This is a genomic window from Pseudomonas sp. FW305-28, assembly GCF_017351395.1.
GTDB classification, from domain to species: Bacteria; Pseudomonadota; Gammaproteobacteria; order Pseudomonadales; family Pseudomonadaceae; genus Aquipseudomonas; species Aquipseudomonas fluorescens_AA.
On the sequence record NZ_JACNDD010000002.1, the window covers coordinates 83,467 to 97,776 of the forward strand.

15 protein-coding genes are annotated in these 14,310 nt (G+C 60.9%); 2 read left to right on the top strand and 13 right to left on the bottom strand.

Annotation, left to right across the window (positions count from 1 at the left end; translation table 11 throughout):
* Nucleotides 1-34: 34 nt before the first annotated feature.
* The 5 genes from J4E53_RS01045 to J4E53_RS01060 all read right to left on the bottom strand — a co-directional run bounded on the left by J4E53_RS01045 (nucleotide 35) and on the right by J4E53_RS01060 (nucleotide 4,468).
* Complete coding sequence (locus J4E53_RS01045; RefSeq protein ID WP_103307915.1) at nucleotides 35-559, bottom strand: AlpA family transcriptional regulator; 525 nt, start codon at nucleotides 557-559, stop codon at nucleotides 35-37.
* 4 nt (nucleotides 560-563) lie between these two features.
* Nucleotides 564-839 carry a hypothetical protein gene (locus tag J4E53_RS30655; protein ID WP_103307916.1) on the bottom strand — a complete coding sequence of 92 codons (276 nt, stop codon included), beginning with the start codon at nucleotides 837-839 and terminating at the stop codon, nucleotides 564-566.
* A gap of 243 nt (nucleotides 840-1,082) precedes the next feature.
* Complete coding sequence (locus tag J4E53_RS01050; protein ID WP_060739070.1) at nucleotides 1,083-1,490, bottom strand: DUF6632 domain-containing protein; 408 nt, start codon at nucleotides 1,488-1,490, stop codon at nucleotides 1,083-1,085.
* A 123-nt stretch (nucleotides 1,491-1,613) separates the two neighbouring features.
* Complete coding sequence (locus tag J4E53_RS01055; protein ID WP_103307917.1) at nucleotides 1,614-3,593, bottom strand: lipopolysaccharide assembly protein LapB; 1,980 nt, start codon at nucleotides 3,591-3,593, stop codon at nucleotides 1,614-1,616.
* Nucleotides 3,594-3,910: 317 nt separating this feature from the next.
* Nucleotides 3,911-4,468: a hypothetical protein gene (locus J4E53_RS01060; RefSeq protein WP_103307918.1), complete on the bottom strand. Its 558-nt coding sequence runs from the start codon at nucleotides 4,466-4,468 to the stop codon at nucleotides 3,911-3,913.
* Between the two features lie 185 nt (nucleotides 4,469-4,653).
* Between J4E53_RS01060 and J4E53_RS30660 the strand changes: the two genes are divergently transcribed.
* Complete coding sequence (locus J4E53_RS30660) at nucleotides 4,654-4,965, top strand: hypothetical protein (protein WP_103307919.1); 312 nt, start codon at nucleotides 4,654-4,656, stop codon at nucleotides 4,963-4,965.
* Between the two features lie 120 nt (nucleotides 4,966-5,085).
* On the opposite strand, the gene J4E53_RS01065 is transcribed toward J4E53_RS30660, so the two are convergent.
* The 4 genes from J4E53_RS01065 to J4E53_RS01080 all read right to left on the bottom strand — a co-directional run bounded on the left by J4E53_RS01065 (nucleotide 5,086) and on the right by J4E53_RS01080 (nucleotide 8,358).
* The gene (locus tag J4E53_RS01065) at nucleotides 5,086-5,949 is read right to left on the bottom strand and encodes a class I SAM-dependent methyltransferase (RefSeq protein ID WP_103307920.1); all 864 of its coding nucleotides are present in this window, start codon (nucleotides 5,947-5,949) and stop codon (nucleotides 5,086-5,088) included.
* A gap of 66 nt (nucleotides 5,950-6,015) precedes the next feature.
* Nucleotides 6,016-6,861: an alpha/beta fold hydrolase gene (locus J4E53_RS01070; RefSeq protein WP_063321978.1), complete on the bottom strand. Its 846-nt coding sequence runs from the start codon at nucleotides 6,859-6,861 to the stop codon at nucleotides 6,016-6,018.
* A 169-nt stretch (nucleotides 6,862-7,030) separates the two neighbouring features.
* Nucleotides 7,031-7,408: an antibiotic biosynthesis monooxygenase gene (locus J4E53_RS01075; RefSeq protein ID WP_072408112.1), complete on the bottom strand. Its 378-nt coding sequence runs from the start codon at nucleotides 7,406-7,408 to the stop codon at nucleotides 7,031-7,033.
* Between the two features lie 56 nt (nucleotides 7,409-7,464).
* A complete protein-coding gene (locus tag J4E53_RS01080; RefSeq protein WP_103307921.1) occupies nucleotides 7,465-8,358 on the bottom strand; it encodes an NAD(P)/FAD-dependent oxidoreductase in 894 nt (297 codons plus the stop codon).
* Nucleotides 8,359-8,463: 105 nt separating this feature from the next.
* Between J4E53_RS01080 and J4E53_RS01085 the strand changes: the two genes are divergently transcribed.
* Entirely contained in the window at nucleotides 8,464-9,093 is a 630-nt protein-coding gene (locus J4E53_RS01085) for a TetR/AcrR family transcriptional regulator (protein ID WP_103307922.1), read from the top strand.
* A gap of 220 nt (nucleotides 9,094-9,313) precedes the next feature.
* On the opposite strand, the gene guaA is transcribed toward J4E53_RS01085, so the two are convergent.
* From guaA to J4E53_RS01105, 4 genes are all read right to left on the bottom strand, one after another.
* Nucleotides 9,314-10,891 carry a glutamine-hydrolyzing GMP synthase gene (gene guaA, locus J4E53_RS01090; protein ID WP_045155136.1) on the bottom strand — a complete coding sequence of 526 codons (1,578 nt, stop codon included), beginning with the start codon at nucleotides 10,889-10,891 and terminating at the stop codon, nucleotides 9,314-9,316.
* Nucleotides 10,892-10,970: 79 nt separating this feature from the next.
* Entirely contained in the window at nucleotides 10,971-12,440 is a 1,470-nt protein-coding gene (gene guaB, locus J4E53_RS01095; RefSeq protein ID WP_060739079.1) for an IMP dehydrogenase, read from the bottom strand.
* Between the two features lie 253 nt (nucleotides 12,441-12,693).
* Complete coding sequence (locus J4E53_RS01100; protein ID WP_103307923.1) at nucleotides 12,694-13,242, bottom strand: sugar ABC transporter ATPase; 549 nt, start codon at nucleotides 13,240-13,242, stop codon at nucleotides 12,694-12,696.
* Between the two features lie 66 nt (nucleotides 13,243-13,308).
* Nucleotides 13,309-14,076, bottom strand: coding sequence for a sulfite exporter TauE/SafE family protein (locus J4E53_RS01105; RefSeq protein WP_103307924.1), 768 nt, complete (start codon nucleotides 14,074-14,076; stop codon nucleotides 13,309-13,311).
* Nucleotides 14,077-14,310: the final 234 nt, after the last annotated feature.

The window sequence follows — 14,310 nt, forward strand, 5'->3', positions numbered from 1 at the left end:
TCAAAGCCTGGACACGTCCATGTTGTCGGAATCCTTACCCAACCAAAGCTTCCAACTCTTTGGCAGCCAGGCTCGGTAACCGTCGGCCCTCTTTCGCAACGTTGACCTGGGAGGCCACCAGGGCCACGTCCAGCACGCTCTTGGTAAGCGAATAGCTGCCCTTTGCCTGCAGCCAGGTCAGAACGTCCGCCAAGTGCCAGATAGACGCACTTCCCTCGTGCACCGGCGTCGGGAAGCTGCTCGGATGAGCCAACATCAGCTTGCGCATGTTCTGCCGAGAGACACCTACGATCTCAGCTACGTCGGTCAGGCCCACCAGGTCAGGGGCAACCTCGATCAGTTTGGCCGACGGCACCGCGCGGCGGACGTCGCTCAGAGCGCTAAACACGGCCTTGACCGCATCGGGAGCCTCGCGAGTGAACTCAAGCGCCAGCCGCCCCGGCTGCCCAATGCCGACCAGGGCATCGTCACAGCCAGCTTCACCCAGCCGCTCGACCAGCTCATCCGAGGCACAGTCATCGTCAGCAAGCTGATATTTCAAGGTAAAGGTATATTCCATCGTTCTATTCCTCAGCAGCGTCATCAGCGCCACACCTATTGCGATGCGTGGTGCAATTGTCCACGACGCGTCGCAATGCTCGCGCATGATTGCCAGGGTTCTTCGGTGTGCTCCATATCGATGTGATGCAGAACTCACCACAGCGGCACTCCTCGTCGTTGTATGGACAATAAGTCCGCCCCCAGGCGTGGCTGCCGCCGACTTCTACGCGCCACCCCAACGCTTCGGCATGTCTCAACGCTTCTTCGACTTCCTTTTTCGGATGCGAGGGACGAATCATCAGTGGTCTCCAGTATTCGCATGACCTGCAAGGTTGTCAAATGACAACCAAACTCCTCCCTTGGATGATAAGCACTTCTCGGCAAACTCGATGAGGGCAGAATCGTAGCGAAAGGTGACGACACCGAGCGGCTTTAAGCGACAACTCCCAGGGCACCGCTGAGAAAAATCGGGATGACCACCCAAATGGAAAAGCCCTGAAGAGATCATCCACAGGGCTTTCAGGCACGCCGCAACGCAAGGATCAGCCCGCCAATAAACGCGCCTTCTCACCCCGAGGCGTGAAGAACGCCAGCGCCGCCGCGACGACGAACAGCGCGGGTACGTCGCCGAGCAGATGGCCGTAATGGCTCATCCCGTCCATACCGACACCAAAGGACTGCACGGCCATGATCGCGCCGTGCACGACGCTCGACCATACGGTGAACCAGATCAGGCTCAAGTGCCTCATCGGATCACGGGAAGCCCTCAGCAGGAATACGCCCAGGGTGGCGTAGAGACCGACAATCATCAGCGGATAGTCGGAATGGCCGCTGTGCCAAGTCCAACCGGACGGCCACAGGATCATCAGTGGCCAGATCGCGAACACGGCGATCAGCCCCACAACGATTAAAACGATACGTAACGCGGCGAGTCGTTGGGTGTCATTCATGGCAGGCTCCTTATTCCGGCGTGTCTGTCGCCGTAACTGGACGCCCTTGAGTATAGGACTCTCCTCGGACATGCCCCCTTGAACCCGCACCGTCAGTCGCCCTGACGGTGGTCGAGAGCCCCGTTATTCGCTGATTCGCGCCAGCCAGGCCTTATGTTCAGGCCGTGTATCAGCGGGCAAGTCCCGAATGTGGGCGTGTAACTCTGCCTGCATACCGAACACCCTCCATATCAGCGGAGCCAAGCGCAATACAGGGCTGCGCGCCTGTTCCAACTCACGCAGCAATTGCAGGCTGCGTTCTTTGTATTCGGCGAGTACGTCCGACTGGTAATCGAAGGCTTTGCCCAACCCGGAGATGTACATCAATTTTGCGACTTCAACCGTCGGCCAGTGGAGGGCCATGTTGAGCGGCCAGTCGAGCATGGCGCGCTCACCCCACATTGCGGACTTGGGCATATGCCCGTTCGCCAGCAGCGTCAACGTGAAGGCCTGGCCCAGCTCGGTCAGGTACACCGGCAGAACTTCGGCCGTGGGATGCAGGTAGAACGAATCCAGTGGTGTCTCGCGCCTCAGTCCAATGCCGGCCAGCAAGCGCGTCTCAAGATCGAGTACCAGCGCGCCGATGTCTGCTGTCACCGCGCTGCCGACTTCCGCGGCCTGCTGGGTGCGGGTCGCGCAGTCCCAGAGCTTCAGGGAAATCTGCCATTGGGCTTGATCACCTTCACCCGAACAGCCGATCTCGCCGGTGATGAAGGACTTCATCGTCGGCGGCACGATATCGAAAAGCGCGTGGCCGTCGGCTTCACACCCCGATAGCACCGGGCCGCCGCCTTCCACGATTTGGATGTAACAAGTGCCTACATGGTCGCTCCAGTAGTGCACGGCTTCAGACAGGTAAAGAGGAATCGCGCGCGCGAAGCGCCCCAGTTCATCCTCCCGTTGCGATTCGGCGCGCTCTGATCCGTCTGTGCTTTTGGATAACGCGAAGAAGCCGATTTCCGATGCCCCTTCCGGTTTCTGCGCAAAGAACCAGTCGGCGTTGCGCAAACCGTAGTGCCAGATCGGCTGGCTCAATGCCAACGTCGCGAACCTCAGGCTTTCAGGATCAACCGGCACGCCTTGGTCGTCCTGTTTGTGCATTTGCAGGAAGGCTTGGGCAAACTGATCGAGTTGGCTTTTGATCGGTGCAAAACCCAGGGCATACAGGCGGGCGAGCAGCGCCTCGCCTTCGACCGCATTCCCGAGTGCCTGATAGGCGCGCAGCAAGTTGATACCGGCCATGGGGTCGTGTTTGCGTTCATCGTAGACAGGCCCGACCAACTCAACGATCAGTGGGATCTGGCCGTTGTTACCCAAGTCGCCCGAGATCATCATCAGGGCATTGCCGTCGAAGGTACCCGCCGTCAGCACCTGCGCGTAAAACCTGCGTGCCGACTCGACGTCGTTCTGTTCCAGGCAATGACGCGCCAACCACAATGGCGCACGCCAACTGCCGGGTAACGCCGCCACGGAACGCAGCGCCTCGAGATAGCCCGCCTCGCCGGCCCTTTCCCGCTGCATGGCTGCCCACCACAACAGGCCGTTCTCCAGGTTGGGGTCGGCCTGGATCGCGCGCCAAAGCGTTTCATCGGCAAGCACTGGCTCGCCTCGCTCGCTGAAGACCTTGGCCAGGTTGGTCAGCAAGGTACCCGTCGCGCCCACTTTCGCCATCCCCGTGCGCAGCGTGTTTTCGGCGGCATCGAGCTGGCCGTTCTCCATCAGCACAATGCCCTGGATGACATGGCTGCGCTCGGGATTGCTGTCGATCTCGACAAGTTGCGCAGCGGCCGGGATCAAGTCAGCGACAAAGCCATCATTCAACCCCGAGATAATCAGGCTGTAGAGCTCGTCGGCAGAACGCCATTTCTCCTGCAGGTTTGGCAGGAAGACTTGGTCGCGCCACTCGTTGCGGGTGATCTTCATCTCACGACCGTAGCTGTCGTAGACCGTGATAAGTTCATTGTCGGCCGGCTGGGGCGGCGTCGCCTCAGGGTGCGCAGAAGAAACGGGTGTCGAAGTGCGGGACTTCTTACCGCCCAGGGCGGACAGGATGCGTTTGAACATAAGGGCAATGACACCGTTTCTGAGTTTGTCGGCACGGTGTTCTTGGGATGGAAGTCTGCAGTCTTCTTGTGAGCGGCCGACAGCTTTGCGCATTCACTTGCAGAGAGCGACAAACGTGGACAAGCCAAGAGCAACGATGGGGGAAGTTGGCATTTAAGCACAACTTCAAACACGACTTTGCGCAGCCGCTGGGCACAGACACCTTGGAAACGTCTATCCCCCTGTGGCGAGGGAGCAAGCTTCCTCGCCACACTGATAGGTTGCCGAATGCCTTATTGGAAAGTTCTTATCGTCATGAAAAGACTATCCCTGCACGGTCAGTTTGCGTCGGCATCCTTTTTTGGAACGCCAATGGTTTTGCGTTCACCCGTTGCGGAGATTTCGTACACGTTCATGACCCAAGTGTCGGCGATCACGGTTTCAACCAGGTAATTCTTCTTGGCTTGCGGCGTGAATTGCTGCGCAACAGGCTGTTCCTTGTCGAACGGCGTGGGCATGGGAATACCGTTAAAGGTAAACGGTTTGTCCTTGACCTCCCCTTTTACGTACACCGTTTTGTCCGATTCGACCAGTTGACTGATGTTGTCAGTCCCACCGGCGATTTTCTTCAGATAAGCCGGTATGCGCTTGAAGTAAGCAGAGTCGTAAACCCGCTCACCCGCGCTCATGAATCCAGTATTGGCATACCCGTACAGGTAACTGACAGGACGATCACCCTCGCCGCCTATGGTACGGAAAGTCACGCTGGCTTGATGGTCATTCATGGCCAGTGGAACGACCGGCCCTGAAGTAAGATCACCCGCCTGACGGCTGCTGCAGCCGGCCATGACAAGGGCGAAAGTGATTGCTAATGGAAACGCCAAAGAAGTTTTCATTCGATCCCTGAACAGTTTAAAAAGGACTGTATAGAAGCATTTGCAGAGTGGAAGTTCCCTGTACGCTGTCGGTGCTGCTGTGGAATTGCCCCGTCTGCCGGCGCCACGCTGATCCTACACCACTGGAGAGACTCACCCGACGGCGTCTCACACTTGATCCGAGTCAAACCATAAGGAATAACGCCATGTGCACGAGGAGCCTGTTGCTGAGTTTGTGCGCAGTGTTACTGGTTGGCTGCACGGGAAGGGGCTTTCAACCGCCGCCTGGGGACTTCACACAATGGTACAAAAAGGGGGTGTCCCAATCGGGCGTCGATAACGCCATGCGTGCTTGCGGGTATACCAATCTTGATGGCGCGGGAGACACCTCGCCGATTGATGTTGTGCTGACCCGGTTCTACTGCATGAAAGACGCAGGGTTCTCGCGCAGGGACAATCTCGACCTGTGCAAGGAAGGCCGCATCGGCGAATCATCGGTGTGCGAAGGCCTCCGGTAACGTTTTCGAGTGTCATGAAAACGCTGTAAACGACGGCTTCCAAGCCAGAAGGGGCATCAATCTGACCGGCCAAAGACACCCCGCGCCACCGAGCGGGAGCGTCCTCCCTGTTACTCCCTGTCAGCTTGCCGGATTGCGTGCCGTGACGATCCACGCCGCGCCGTCGATCATCACCGACCGCTCGCCGGGGAGGCCCGCGAAGGCGGCACGAACCGCGGCCCAGGCGCGGGCGCGGATGTCGTCGGGCTGGTCAGCGAGCACAAGCGACAGCGGGCCGCCCTCGAACGCCATCTTCACCCCGTCGTCGATCGCTTCGTCCCGTGTCCCGCCCTCACCGAACGGGATAGAAGCATCGAAGGGCGCGATCGCGATATCGGTGAAGCCGGCCGCCGTCAGGATGCGTGTCACCCGCCCCCGATCACCGAACGAGAATGGGCCGGGCGCTTCGGGATCGGGCGGTGCGGTCAGTGGGACGATGCCCTTGATCGCGCCCATCGGCAGGCGCACCCAATCGTTCTCGGCCACGCCGCGCCAGCAGACGAAAGCGACCCGCCCGCCCGGCCGAAGCGCGCGTCGCATATGGGTGAAGGCCCCTGTCGGATCGTCGAAGAACATCACTCCGAAGCGCGAGAACAGGATGTCGAACGCGCCCTCGGGTAGCTCGGCGCGGCTGGCGTCGGCTACCCGGAACCGGGCCGGCGTATCCTGGGGTGCCCGTGCGTGCGCTCGGCCGATCAGCGGTTCGGATATGTCCACGCCCAGCACATGGCCGCCCGCGCCGACGCGGCCAGCCAGATCCAGACTCGATGCGCCCGCGCCGCAGCCGACGTCCAGCACGCGTTCGCCCGTGGCGGGCGCGGCGGCTTCGATCGCGGCCTGGCCGAACACCGCAAACATGGCGTCGAGCCGGGCCTGGTTGGCGGCCCAGTACTCACCGCTTTGGCCATTCCAGTCGGCGACCTGAGGGGCTTTTTGCTCTGTCATGACATCTCCTCGTTTTGATTCGTTCTTGACCAGCGCCCCTTTGATCGAGGCAAGGAGGAAAGGACGCTACTTGGCCCATGCCGCGATCCGTTCCGCGATCGCCTCAGGGGCCTCGATGTGCAGGAAGTGACCGACGCCGGGGACGACCTCCATCGCGTGCGGGGCGGCGAACCGATGTCGGTCGTCGACCTGCGCGGGGAGGATGCAGCCGTCGTTGGCACCGTGAAGCTGCAACAGGGGCACCGTGATCGGCTGAGACATGCGGCGCGTCGCACCAATCATGCCGGGGCGCAGCATCGCCCGGTAATACTTTAGGGGCGCGGGCATGCTCTTGCGCAGATGCTCGTGTAGCTCTGCCTTGAGAGCGGGATCGAGCGAGAAGCCGGGCGACCACTGACGCCAGAGGCGGTCGATGAAGGCGAGATCGCGGGCGGTGGCGATCCAGCCGCTTCCAGGCAGTTGAAAGAGCCCCATGTACGAGCTCCGGCGCAGTTGAGCGGGGTGCGTCAGCCGGCTCATGAACGTGAGCGGGTGAGGGATTGCGAGCGCGACCGCGCGTTCGATCCGCTCCGGCGCGGTGACGCAGGCGTCATAGGTGATCAGGGCGCCCCAGTCGTGGCCAATCAACTCCACGGCTCGCCCCGGAGACCAGCGGTCGATCAGCGCGAGCACGTCGCTGGTGAGGGCTGCGAAGTCGAACGGGCCCGCGGTCGGGGACGGTGAGTAACCGCGAAGCCAGGGTGCGATGACGTGACGGCCACGGCGGCCGAGCTCGGCAAGGAACGGCTTCGCGGTCGGCGGATGATCCGGGAAACCGTGCAAGACGATCGTCGGTTGACCATCGGGATCCCCTCCCTTCAACGCATGAAAGGTGCCGTGTGGCAGGTCGAAAGTGACGTGTTCGAACTCCATGTGTGTCAGCCTTTTTTCAAGAGTGGTCGGGCGAGAATGCTGATGCTGGCTTCGGTTTTTCTGCTCTTGGACATGTGCGCCTCCATGCTCATCTCCAATCTGTGCTCTCAAGCCGGCATCGACTGCTGGGCGAAGGTACCCGCCATCGCGCCTTGCCATATTTCTGGAGTCAGGCCGTGCAAAAACCGGGGACGGCAACCTTCTGGAACAAGTGCGGGGTGGCTACGACGGATGACGGATAGGCCGAAACCTTCGCGACGAATTCGGGACGAGCGAAGGCATCGCGGAGCGTCTCGGTGGACTCCCACACCACATAGTTCAGGAACGTCGGGCTATCACCGATCGCTCGGTGCAATTGGGTGGAGATGAAACCCGGCTGCTGCTTCAGGGTTTCGCCTGCCGCCTTGAAGGCGTCCAGGAAGCCCGCTTCGTCGGCGGAACCGACCGTGAATATGTTGATGAGTACGATTGGCGCGGCCGAGATGCCGAGTTGGCGCTCAAGCGGGAATTTATCGTCTAGCGGCTTGAATTTCTTCAGGACTTCCATGGTGGCACTCGCGTCTGTTGTGAAATTGGAATTGGCGTGATCGATGCTGCTTGATCTCAAACCAGCATCGACTGCTGGGCGGAGATACCCGCCGTCGCGCCTTGCCATGATGCCGTGGTGACCGAGGGCATTGCGAGGCTGGCGAGGTCGCCGGCGGCGTAGATGCCGGGCACGCTGGTTTCGCGGCGCTCGTCGACCTTGAGGACGATGCCCTGGGGCGTATCGACCGTGGCGAGACCCAACGATTCATGCAGGCGTGCGGACGGCTTGTTGCGCGGATGCGCGAACAGGATGTCGACCGCGACAGAGGGGCCGGCGTCGAGCCTGACGGTGGCGTTATGGCTCTCGTCATGGTCGATTTCGGTGACCCGGCCATCGACGACAGGGATGCCACGGCGCGCCAGATCGGCCCGGATGTCGGGTGGAATGTCGTGACCATTGGCAAAGACCGTCAACGTGTCAGTCCAATCGTGGTACAGCCTGACGTAGTTGTGCGACATTGGGCCGGACCAGACGAGGCCCCAGTGCCGGCCGGCAACTTCAAAGCCGTCGCAATAGGGGCAAGGCACGATGGAGGTGCCCCAGCCTTCGGCAAAGCCGGGAAGTTCAGGCATCTGGTCGGCGACGCCATAGCTCAGGATCAGGCGGCGCGCCCTGAGGGTTTCGCCCTCGCCCGTGAGGACGGAGAAATCGTCGATGGCGCCGGAGACGCTCTCGGCCCGGGCAGTGACCAGCTGGATCGTGGGATAGCGTGCCAGCTGCTGCCGCGCCTCGGCCAGGATCTCCAGCGGTGGCTTGTGGTCGTGGCCGAGCAGGCCATGGGAGTGGTCGGCGAAACGATTGCGCGGCAGGCCGGTATCGAGAACGGTGACCTTGCGGCGGGCACGGCCGAGTTGCAGGGCGGCGGCAAGACCGGCAAAACTGCCGCCGATGATGATGACGTCATTCATGGTGATGGGCTCCGCGCTGTGGATGAAGGGAGATCGCTTGCACAATTAAGAAACTAGGAAGTACCATAATTCACCAATTTAGATACTGTCAAGTACTGGAATTTTATGACCGAACACAGTCAGGCCCGACGCGGCCGGCCCGCCAACGATGCGCTAGGCCAGACGATCATCGACGCCGCGGGCGAACTTTTTGTGGAATTGGGTTTTCAAGCGACGACAATGGACAAGGTCGCCCAGCGGGCAAAGATATCCAAGCTCAGTATCTATCGGCACTTCGAGAACAAGGAGGCGCTGTTCAGTGCGGCCATTGCGGCCCACTGCCAACAGTTTGCACCGCAGGCCCTTATTGAAGGCGTCGGCGGTTCGGCGGCAGATCAGCTCATGGCGGTGGGAACATCCCTGCTTCGCACGTTGTTGAGCACCGACGTGCGCAGTGTCGAAGCCATGATCATGGCCGACAAGACGAATCAAAAATCGTTAAGCAAGCGCCATTACGAAGCCGGCCCCGCCTATGTCATTGCCCAGATCGAGGCCCTGTTGGGTCAGTTGCACGCGAAGGCGGTTCTGAACGTGCCCGATCCTCTCCAGTCCGCCCGCTTGTTTGCCGCGCTGTTCAAAGGATCCGATCTCCTGATAATCGCGCGCTTCGATGAGGCCTGGGCAGAGGACGACAACGAAATCGAATCCTATTGCCGGGCGGCCGTCGCCATGTTCATCGCCGCGCACGAAAAATAAAACCGTACCCGGAAAAGCACTCACGCATCACGAGAGAACCCAATGAAACCGGGCTGATCAAGAGATTTGATCCCAGGGCCTTCCCTGCCGAGGCGACAGGGTATCGAGCACCCGGCAGGGCATTTGACTCAGCCAATGCCCCAAAAAGCCAAAAGCCCGCAATTACGCGGGCTTCAGGGCATTTTTTGCTAATGGGTGCCGGACAATGCCGGACGTCCCATCATTCCCACTCAATCGTCGCCGGCGGCTTGCTCGACACGTCATACGTGACGCGGGAGATGCCTTCGATTTCGTTGATGATGCGCCCGGAAACGGTTTCCAGCAGCTCGTACGGCAGGTGTGCCCAGCGAGCGGTCATGAAGTCGATGGTTTCCACGGCACGCAGGGCCACGACCCAGGCGTAACGACGGCCATCGCCAACCACGCCCACCGATTTCACCGGTTGGAACACCACGAACGCCTGGCTGACCTTGTGGTACCAGTCGGCCTTGCGCAGTTCTTCGATGAAGATGTGGTCGGCGCGACGCAGCAGGTCGGCGTATTCCTTCTTCACTTCACCGAGAATCCGCACGCCCAGGCCCGGGCCCGGGAAGGGGTGGCGGTAGACCATGTCGTAGGGCAGGCCCAGTTCAAGACCGAGGCGACGCACTTCGTCCTTGAACAATTCGCGCAGCGGCTCGACCAGCTTGAGGTTCATTTCCTCTGGCAGGCCGCCGACGTTGTGGTGGGACTTGATCACGTGGGCCTTGCCGCTCTTGGCGCCAGCCGACTCGATCACGTCGGGGTAGATGGTGCCCTGGGCCAGGTACTTGATGTTGTCCAGCTTGCAGGATTCGGCATCGAACACGTCGATGAAGGTGCGGCCGATGATCTTGCGTTTCTTCTCCGGGTCGGACTCGCCGGCCAGGTTGTTCAGGAACTGCTCTTCGGCGTTGGCGCGGATCACCTTGACGCCCATGTTCTCGGCGAACATGGCCATCACTTGCTCACCTTCGTGCAGGCGCAGCAGGCCGTTGTCGACGAAGACGCAGGTCAACTGGTCGCCGATGGCCTTGTGCAGCAATGCGGCAACCACCGAGGAGTCGACGCCGCCGGACAGGCCCAGCAGCACGTTGTCGGTACCGACCTGGGCGCGGACTTGGGCGATGGCGTCTTCAGCGATTTTCGACGGGGTCCACAGGGCTTCGCACCCGCAGATGTCGAGGATGAAACGCGACAGGATGCGGCCGCCCTGCTTGGTGTGGGTCACTTCAGGGTGGAACTGCACGCCGTAGTAACGGCGATCATCGTTGAACATGCCGGCGATCGGGCAGCTCGGGGTGCTGGCCAGGATGTGGAAGTCTTCCGGCATCTTGGTGACCTTGTCACCGTGGCTCATCCACACGTCCAGGCCGAACAGGCCGTCGGCGTCGACGTGGTCTTCGATACCGTCCAGCAGGCGGCTCTTGCCGACCACGTCGACGCGGGCATAACCGAACTCACGCAGGTCCGAACCTTCGACCTTGCCGCCCAGCTGTTCCGCCATGGTCTGCATGCCGTAGCAGATACCGAAGACCGGCACGCCCAGGTCGAACACGGCTTGCGGGCAGCGCGGGCTGTCGGCTTCGTGCACGGACTCGGGGCCGCCGGCGAGGATGACGCCTTTCGGAGCGAATTCGCGAATCGCTTCGTCATCCATGTCGAACGGATGCAGTTCGCAGTACACGCCGATTTCACGCACGCGGCGGGCGATCAGCTGGGTGTACTGGGAACCGAAGTCGAGGATCAGGATGCGGTGAGCGTGAATGTCGAGGGCCATGACTCATTCTCATGTAGTGAATCAGAAACAACTCGGGGCTGAATGAACAGCCCCGGTGATTAACGTTTTGCTGGAAGCCTTAACCTACGCGGTAGTTCGGCGCTTCCTTGGTGATCTGCACATCGTGGACATGGGACTCGGCCATGCCGGCGCCGGTGATGCGCACGAATTCCGGCTTGGTACGCATCTCTTCGATGTCGGCGCTGCCGGTGTAGCCCATTGAGGAACGCAGGCCGCCCATCAGTTGATGGATGATGGCGCTCAGGGTGCCTTTATACGGCACGCGACCTTCGATGCCTTCCGGCACCAGCTTCTCGGCACCCGCGGAGGAGTCCTGGAAGTAACGGTCGGAAGAGCCCTGGGCCTGGGACATGGCGCCCAGCGAACCCATGCCGCGATAAGCCTTGTAGCTACGGCCCTGGAACAGTTCGATCTCGCCCGGTGCCTCTTCGGTGCCGGCGAACATCGAACCCATCATCACGCAGTAGGCACCGGCGACGATGGCCTTGGACAGGTCACCGGAGAAGCGGATACCGCCGTCGGCGATCAACGGCACGCCCGTGCCTTCAAGGGCGGCGGCGACGTTGGCGATGGCGCTGATCTGCGGCACGCCGACACCGGCGACGATACGGGTGGTGCAGATCGAGCCTGGGCCGATACCGACCTTGACCGCGTCGGCGCCGGCTTCGGCCAGGGCCTTGGCGGCTTCGCCGGTGGCGATGTTGCCGCCGATCACCTGCACGTCAGGGAAGTTCTGCTTGACCCAGCGAACGCGGTCGATCACGCCTTTGGAGTGACCGTGGGCAGTGTCGACCACCACCACGTCAACGCCGGCATTGACCAGGGCAGCGACGCGGTCGCCGGTGTCCTTGCCGGTGCCGACCGCAGCGCCGACACGCAGACGACCCTGGTCGTCCTTGCTCGCCAGCGGGTAGGCCTTGGCTTTTTCGATGTCGTTGACGGTCATCATGCCCTTGAGGGCGAATTTGTCGTCGACGATCAGCACGCGCTCGATACGGTGCTTGTGCAGCAACTCGCGGACTTCGTCCTTGTTGGTGCCTTCCTTGACCGTGACCAGGCGCTCTTTAGGCGTCATCACTTGGCGGACGGAAGCATCGAGACGGTTCTCGAAACGTACGTCACGGGAGGTGACGATGCCGACCAGGTCGCCATCGTGCAGTACCGGAACGCCGGAGATGTTGTGCATGCGGGTCAGTTCGAACAGATCCCGGACCGTGGCGTCAGCCTCGATGGTGATCGGATCCTTGACCACGCCAGCCTCGAACCGCTTGACCTTGCGCACTTCGGCGGCCTGCTGTTCGATGGTCATGTTCTTGTGGATGATACCGATACCGCCTTCCTGGGCCATGGCAATGGCCAGACGGGCTTCGGTCACGGTGTCCATGGCGGCGGAAACCAGGGGGATATTCAGTTCGATGCCACGGGTGAGACGGGTTTTGAGACTGACTTCGTTAGGCAGTACTTCGGAATAACCGGGCACTAGGAGAATGTCGTCGAAGGTCAGAGCTTCTTGGCTGATACGCAGCATCGCGGGGGCTCCCGAGCGGGAAAATGGAAGCGCGCCATTATACTCATGGACCCCGTCTGGCTCAATGTAAAACTCTGTCTATTATTGGCGGGCTGATTGACGGGGCAAAACCACCACACTCTCATACAACACAGAACCCCTGTGGCGAGGGAGCTTGCTCCCGCTGGGCTGCGAAGCGGCCCCGGCTTTTGGCGGTTGCTGCGCAACCGAGCGGGAGCAAGCTCCCTCGCCACGGGACCGCATGCCTCCTCACCTACAACTCCACCCTCACCCAACTCACCGGCTGATCGAGCCAATCGGCGAACTCATCGAGAAAGTCCTGCTTGAACCCCGCCTCCAGCCAGTTGTTGAAAATGAACCCCAGGTTGGAAAAGCCGCACGGCTGCAGGAACAGAAAACCATTGATGTCATCTTCATGACCGCATTCGGGGCAGGTGAAGTTGTCGGTGCGCGCTGGCATCCAGTCTTCCAGGCTTTCGAACAACGCTTCGCCGACTTCCTTGCGGCACTCGGCGCAACCGGCTTCTTCGAGAAAGCCCTTGGCTGGCGTATAGATGCAGCGCTTGGTGATGATCTCCAGGCCATTGATCGCTTCGCCGAACGGCAAGGCATCGGGGTGCAGGACCACCGCCCGTGCGCCGGGGGCGATGGCGTGGGCCATGCGATTGCCGGTGCGCCCGCAGGTGGTCAGTTGTTCTTCGACGATATTTTTGCGCACCAGCCAGCGCACGATCGCCCGGGCCCGGGGCTCGTGGACCGGCAGGGTGGAAATTTTCGGGACGATGATGCTTTGCGAATTCATGACGAGGCCTGGAGGTTCCCATGGGGGCGAATAAAGGCCGGCAGCTTAATCCCTGGCCGAGCCAGGTCAAGCACTCAGGTAACGCCCGATCAAGGCAATGCCGCTGGCGAGCACCAGCCAGGTCACCAAGCGCACGAACGCCTCGCGCGACAACCTCATGGTCAGGCGACGACCCACCCACAGCCCCAGCGCCATGGCCGGCAACAAACACAACGCCAGTACCAACAAGGGTAGCTCGGCATACACACCGGCGACGATAAACAGGCTCAAGCGCACCACCGTGCTGCAACTGATCAAGGCACTTTGCGTGGCCCGGGCCGGGTCCTTGGGCAGGCGGCTATTCAAGTAGATGGCATATAAAAAGCCGCCACTGCCAAACAACGCCCCGAACATCCCGCCCACCGTGCCCATCGGAAACGCCCACCGCGATGACAGCTGCGTCGGCCGGGTTTTTATCAACAGGCTATAGATGGCATAGCTGCTGATGAACAGCCCCATCAACAGCAACAACAGGTCGGACTTGAGGTTGAGCAGGAAAATCACTCCCAGGGTGCAGCCCAGTGCCATGCACGGCAGCAACCGCAACAGCTCCGGCCGGGACACGTCCCGACGCGATGGCAACAGGTTGCCGAAGGCCGCGACAAAATCCAGCAGGACCAGCAGCGGGATGATCTTCGACAAGGGCATGAACAGCAGCAGGATGGGCGCAGCCACCAGCGCCGTGCCGAACCCGGCGATGCCGAACACGATGTAGGCCAGGGCAATGGCCGAGCCGATCACCAGCCATTCCAGGGGGGCAAATGCCCACTGGCCCAACCACGACAGAAGATTCATCCGGCACTTCCTTGATGACGAAGCGGCGACTTTAGCCAGATGTGTCGGGGCATATCCAGCATTTGTGGTGACAGCTCCACCACTATCGCGAGCAAGCTCGCTCCCACATTGGATTTCCATTGGATTCAAATGCTGTGTACGACGCAGCACCCTTGTGGGAGCGAGCTTGCTCGCGATGCAGGCGACTCGGTCTAATTCTCTGTACACATGGAGATTCAGCTACAAATGCCCTTA

Coding starts and splice junctions, on each gene's coding strand:
- J4E53_RS30655 (WP_103307916.1), bottom strand. CDS start 839: ATGATTCGTCCCTCGCATCCGAAAAAGGAAGTCGAAGAAGCGTTGAGA.
- guaA (WP_045155136.1), bottom strand. CDS start 10,891: ATGGCCCTCGACATTCACGCTCACCGCATCCTGATCCTCGACTTCGGT.
- J4E53_RS01060 (WP_103307918.1), bottom strand. CDS start 4,468: ATGAAAACTTCTTTGGCGTTTCCATTAGCAATCACTTTCGCCCTTGTC.
- J4E53_RS01070 (WP_063321978.1), bottom strand. CDS start 6,861: ATGGAGTTCGAACACGTCACTTTCGACCTGCCACACGGCACCTTTCAT.
- guaB (WP_060739079.1), bottom strand. CDS start 12,440: ATGCTGCGTATCAGCCAAGAAGCTCTGACCTTCGACGACATTCTCCTA.
- J4E53_RS01100 (WP_103307923.1), bottom strand. CDS start 13,242: ATGAATTCGCAAAGCATCATCGTCCCGAAAATTTCCACCCTGCCGGTC.
- J4E53_RS01050 (WP_060739070.1), bottom strand. CDS start 1,490: ATGAATGACACCCAACGACTCGCCGCGTTACGTATCGTTTTAATCGTT.
- J4E53_RS01080 (WP_103307921.1), bottom strand. CDS start 8,358: ATGAATGACGTCATCATCATCGGCGGCAGTTTTGCCGGTCTTGCCGCC.
- J4E53_RS01105 (WP_103307924.1), bottom strand. CDS start 14,076: ATGAATCTTCTGTCGTGGTTGGGCCAGTGGGCATTTGCCCCCCTGGAA.
- J4E53_RS01045 (WP_103307915.1), bottom strand. CDS start 559: ATGGAATATACCTTTACCTTGAAATATCAGCTTGCTGACGATGACTGT.
- J4E53_RS01065 (WP_103307920.1), bottom strand. CDS start 5,949: ATGACAGAGCAAAAAGCCCCTCAGGTCGCCGACTGGAATGGCCAAAGC.
- J4E53_RS30660 (WP_103307919.1), top strand. CDS start 4,654: ATGTGCACGAGGAGCCTGTTGCTGAGTTTGTGCGCAGTGTTACTGGTT.
- J4E53_RS01055 (WP_103307917.1), bottom strand. CDS start 3,593: ATGTTCAAACGCATCCTGTCCGCCCTGGGCGGTAAGAAGTCCCGCACT.
- J4E53_RS01085 (WP_103307922.1), top strand. CDS start 8,464: ATGACCGAACACAGTCAGGCCCGACGCGGCCGGCCCGCCAACGATGCG.
- J4E53_RS01075 (WP_072408112.1), bottom strand. CDS start 7,408: ATGGAAGTCCTGAAGAAATTCAAGCCGCTAGACGATAAATTCCCGCTT.